This window comes from Pseudoalteromonas sp. MTN2-4 (assembly GCF_042848605.1).
GTDB lineage: Bacteria > Pseudomonadota > Gammaproteobacteria > Enterobacterales > Alteromonadaceae > Pseudoalteromonas.
On record NZ_BTGK01000038.1, the window covers coordinates 1 to 1,314 of the forward strand.

Genomic DNA, 1,314 nt, shown 5'->3' on the forward strand with positions numbered 1-1,314 from the left:
CCGTTAAACAAAGGACACAAAACAGCAGGCTTGTGCTCCTTCGTCGCTAATTTTAGCCTTCTATTTTGTGCCGTTTACGGCAAGCGTTATATTTCTCTCGGAGTACAGCATGCGAATAGAGTCCATTGAAAATTTTGAACAATTATTCAAAGAATATTTTGATATGTTTCTAGAGGAGTACCCTCAGGGAGAGAAGCATTATATGGCTCGATTCGAAGCAGAAAAAATTGGTAGTAAAGTTTCTCAGAGTGTAGCACCTTTGCTGTATGGTAATCACCCTATATTTATTAAAGCCGTTGAATGTCAAACTATTGCAGCTTCGCTAGGTTCTATTATGTTAAACCGTATGAACGTTCTAGGTTTCAATGAGATAGTATCATTTGATAACACTGTTGACTGGTATAACTGGTACAATCGAGAATTAAAAGAGGAACATTCTCAATATAAATATATATCTGCTCATTTCCGAATAAATTCGGAAATCCAGCGGGTGAAATATGCTATTTCAAATAATTGTATCAGTGAGTATCTAGAGACCGTTGGAAATAATTATTTAGTACCTTTCCATGATCATGCTGCCGAAAACGTAGAGCAAGTAAGAGAAGCATCGACAGTAGTCAACCATATAAAAAATGAACACAACTACTATAGCGAAGTAAAGAAAAATGCACCGGATAATATTGCTACAGCTTCAAATTCATTGAACATTGTTTCTCATATATTAAAGTTTTTAACAGGAAAAATATAACAAGCACTTCAACTCGGATTCAAAATTATGTCGCATTTTTTGCAAAGACCCGCAGAAAAGTCGCCATCAATTTTTCACCTTTTAAGTGGGCGTTAGGTTTTCAAGATGGATCTGTCACAAATCAACGAATATCTTTTAAAGTTAGAAGGTCCAGCTGATATCGAGAAAATATCTGCGGACAAGTTTGATATTTCAGGAACTGTAGTAATAAAGTTTAACGGAGATATTGGATCCAAAGATAAGGGTGAAGTTGAATTAGAGTTCAGTGGCGTTGATTCGATGCGTATGCCGTTTCGTATGTTAGCACCGGTAAAAATCGAATTGCTTAATGGCCTAGAGGCAGAAGTTCTTGATGCTAACTATATTGAGACCGATTTAAACTTCTACCAATTAATAGATGATGTTGGTGCTAAATGGTGGATTTATGCTAAAAGTATGAAAGCTAAAATTCTACCTATATATTACGGGCAGTGAAAACCTAACAAGTCAATCAAGTCGGACGTATAACAGTTGGCTGCGTTCACTTCGTTCACAATTATAGCCAACTATTATTCGCCGCTTATTGG

2 protein-coding genes are annotated in these 1,314 nt (G+C 36.2%); both read left to right on the top strand.

Annotation, left to right across the window (positions count from 1 at the left end):
* Positions 1 to 109: 109 nt before the first annotated feature.
* Entirely contained in the window at positions 110 to 748 is a 639-nt protein-coding gene (locus ACGHEH_RS21575; RefSeq protein WP_390449805.1) for a hypothetical protein, read from the top strand.
* 105 nt (positions 749 to 853) lie between these two features.
* Positions 854 to 1,222, top strand: a complete 369-nt coding sequence (locus ACGHEH_RS21580) for a hypothetical protein (protein ID WP_390449808.1) — start codon at positions 854 to 856, stop codon at positions 1,220 to 1,222.
* Positions 1,223 to 1,314: the final 92 nt, after the last annotated feature.